The sequence below is a fragment of the Candidatus Laterigemmans baculatus genome, assembly GCF_010367455.1.
In the GTDB taxonomy this organism is placed as follows: domain Bacteria; phylum Planctomycetota; class Planctomycetia; order Pirellulales; family Pirellulaceae; genus Laterigemmans; species Laterigemmans baculatus.
The window spans coordinates 1-3,103 of record NZ_WRPR01000116.1; the positions used below are offsets into that span (position 1 = coordinate 1).

A 3,103-nucleotide genomic window follows, 5' to 3' on the forward strand; every position below is an offset into this window, starting at 1 on the left:
AAGGCGACTGCTTTTTAAAACACAGTCGCCTTCGGCTTGCCGTTAAACGACTTGGTAGCCAACTGCTGGGCACTGCTGACTTTATGGCAATTCAACGTGAGAAAGTGGCGCTGTCCAGCTAGCACGTAGCGCTGCTTTCGCGGAGCGAAAGGCGACTATGCAGGCAACCCCTCGAGCACGCGTTGGCGACAGACGGTCCCTTTGATCGTCAGCTCTCCACGGTCGGCCGAGAGGGGACGGGCGAGCAACGTCACCCGCCGCACTTGATGCTCGGGCAGCTCATCGCGGAGTTCTTCGGCGAATGCGGCCTGCAATCGCTCGGCCGAGGCCTGCGGCTCCGCGTCCACCCAGGCTTCCAGCCCCGCCCCGCAGCCGCGGAGCACGACGTGGCGGACCCCCGGGATTTTCTGCAACCGCTGTTCGAGAGGCTCGGGCGAAATCTTGCGACCCGTGCTGAGCACGATCACGTTGTCGATCCGTCCCAGCACTCGCAGTCGTCCCTCGGCATCGATCGAGCCGCGGTCGCCGGTCCTCAGCCAGCCCTGATCGAACCTCGCGGCGGTCGACTCGGAATCGCCCCAGTAGCCCAGCATCAACCCCGGTCCTCGGCAGAGGACTTGGCCCGACGCGTCCAAACGAATTTCCGTCTCGGCAATCGGTCGCCCCACGACGCCCGGCGCTCGATCGCTGGGCGTCGCGCTGCAGACCACCGGCCCAGCCTCGGTCAATCCGTAGCCCTGGATCACGTGGATCCCGAGCGCTGTTAGCTCGGCAAATCGATCCGACTCCATCGCCGCTCCGCCGCAGCCGAGCATCCGCAAACGCTCCATCCCCAACGCTCGCAGCCGCGACAGCCGGGCCTCCCGAGCCGCGGCTGAATCGCCAGACGTTCCGGCCAGCAGTTTGTCGATCACGTAGGGAACACAATTCAAGAGCGTCGGGCGAACCCGCGGCGCGGCCGCCATCAATCCAGCCCAGCCATCGACTGCCGACAAGGTTCCACCGGTCAGCAACCAAGTCCCGAAATCGCAAGTACGAGCGTAGGCGTGGGCCAGCGGCAACACGGTTAAGCGAACATCCTCAGCCGTCTGGGGTGCCGCTCCAAGCTTCCCCCGCGCGTTGGCCTCCAAAGCTCCGCCGCCGAGCACAACGCCTTTGGGAGAACCGGTCGATCCGCTCGTCCAAAGCACCAAACGCGGTCGCCGCGGATCGCTGCGCACGGTGCATTCCTCGGTAGCCGCCGCTAACTCGGCCGCCAACCGGCCCGCTGAAGCTCCCGGCACCCGGCTCGTTGCAGCGCGGCCCAGCGATCCAGCCGAGAGCAGCGATCCACTCAAGAGCGAAGCGTCGGCGGGAGAAGGTACCCAGCGGGGAGCGCGGGCGAGGCTTTGGGAGCTGATGATCAGCCGAGCGTCGAGTCTCTCGGCTCGGCGACGAACTTCGGCGGCGCTCAGCCGCTGATCGAGGGGCGATTCGATCGCCCCCAAAAAATCGATCGCCAGCGCGAGAACGATGGCCTCCCAGCCGTTGGGCAATTGGGTGACGACGCAAGGCGGCGCGTGGGTACCGCGTCGGTCGAATCGTCCCTCTTCGCTCAGCCGACGAGCCGTCACGACGACCGCCTGGGCCAGCGCGGCCCAGGAGACCGGAAAACCATCGGGAGCGAGCCAAGCGGTGGACGACGCCCGCTGCGCCGCCCACTCGAAGACATAGCGAACCAGCATCGCCTGAATCAGGCGGTGGCGGACATTTGTTGACGAAGCTTGCTGGCGTTGCCGGCTTGGCCAAAAGCGGTCATGCGGGCGACGCAGACGGCTTCCATCGCCGCCCGAGCGGGCTTGAGGAAATCGCGGGGATCGAACTTCTCAGGCGACTCGACCATTACCTTGCGGATCGCTCCGGTGATCGCCATCCGGCAGTCGGTATCGACGTTGATCTTCCGCACGCCGTGCTTGATTCCCCGCTGGATCTCTTCGACCGGCACGCCGTAGGTCTGCTTCATCTTGCCGCCGTACTGGTTGATGATGTCCTGCAGCTCTTGCGGAACGCTGCTGCTGCCGTGCATCACGAGGTGGGTGTTGGGGATCCGTTTGTGGATCGCCTCGATCCGGTCCATCGCCAGGACTTCGCCGGTCGGCTTGCTGGTGAACTTGTACGCTCCGTGGCTGGTGCCGATCGCCACCGCCAATGCGTCGACGCCCGTCTCTTCGACGAACCGAGCTGCCTCTTCCGGATCGGTCAGCAATTGGTCGTGCGACAGCTGGCCGACCGCCCCGTGGCCATCTTCCTGTTCGCCACCACCGCTCTCGAGCGACCCCAAGCAGCCGAGTTCGCCTTCGACCGAGACGCCGCGGGCGTGGGCCATTTTGACCACTTCGGCAGTCACGCGAACGTTGTAGTCGTAATCGGCTGGGGTTTGCCCGTCTTCTTCGAGCGAGCCGTCCATCATCACGCTCGTGAAGCCATTCTCGATCGCGCTCAGGCAGGTCTCGGGGCTGTTCCCGTGGTCCTGGTGCATGACGATCGGAATGTGCGGATAGAGCTCGGTGGCTGCCAACATCAGGTGCCGCAGGTAGGCGTCCTGCGAATAGGAGCGGGCACCGCGCGAGGCTTGGACGATGACCGGCGAGTCGGTCTTATCGGCCGCCGACATGATCGCCTGGATCTGTTCCATGTTGTTCACGTTGAACGCGGCAACGCCGTAATTGTTTTCGGCGGCGTGATCGAGCACAACGCGGAGCGGGACCAACGGCATGAGTAACTCTCTTCAGCTATGTGTGGATAAAAAGCCTAACAGGCGCAAATTTCTATGGGTTCAAGCAGGGAACCGTTCGGAAGTAACTTCGGTGCGATCGACGGAGGCTCTTTACCTCCTCTCGCAGGCTAACCGCTGTTCGGCTCGGGCTGCAACGCCCTCGATACAATCCAGAGGCGACGCTCCGAATTATCCCACACGCCCTAGCTCTCGCAACCGGGCAGCATCAGCCGTGCCCAGCAGTCGGCTACACCGTCGTTTAACGGCAAGCCGAAGGCGACTGTGTTTTAAAAAGCAGTCGCCTTCGGCTTGCCGTTAAACGATTTTTCCGCGAGCCGTCCTGCTCCG

At 63.9% G+C, this 3,103-nt stretch carries 2 protein-coding genes; both read right to left on the bottom strand.

The genetic code is table 11. The features are described 5' to 3' along the window. Nucleotides 1–155: 155 nt before the first annotated feature. Nucleotides 156–1,724 carry an AMP-binding protein gene (locus GNK13_RS18905; protein WP_164104121.1) on the bottom strand — a complete coding sequence of 523 codons (1,569 nt, stop codon included), beginning with the start codon at nt 1,722–1,724 and terminating at the stop codon, nt 156–158. A gap of 8 nt (nt 1,725–1,732) precedes the next feature. Continuing rightward, a complete protein-coding gene (gene fba, locus GNK13_RS18910) occupies nt 1,733–2,755 on the bottom strand; it encodes a class II fructose-bisphosphate aldolase (protein WP_164104122.1) in 1,023 nt (340 codons plus the stop codon). Nucleotides 2,756–3,103: the final 348 nt, after the last annotated feature.

Excerpts from the sequence above, each read along its gene's own strand:
- GNK13_RS18905 (WP_164104121.1), bottom strand. The coding sequence starts at position 1,724 with ATGCTGGTTCGCTATGTCTTCGAGTGGGCGGCGCAGCGGGCGTCGTCC.
- fba (WP_164104122.1), bottom strand. The coding sequence starts at position 2,755 with ATGCCGTTGGTCCCGCTCCGCGTTGTGCTCGATCACGCCGCCGAAAAC.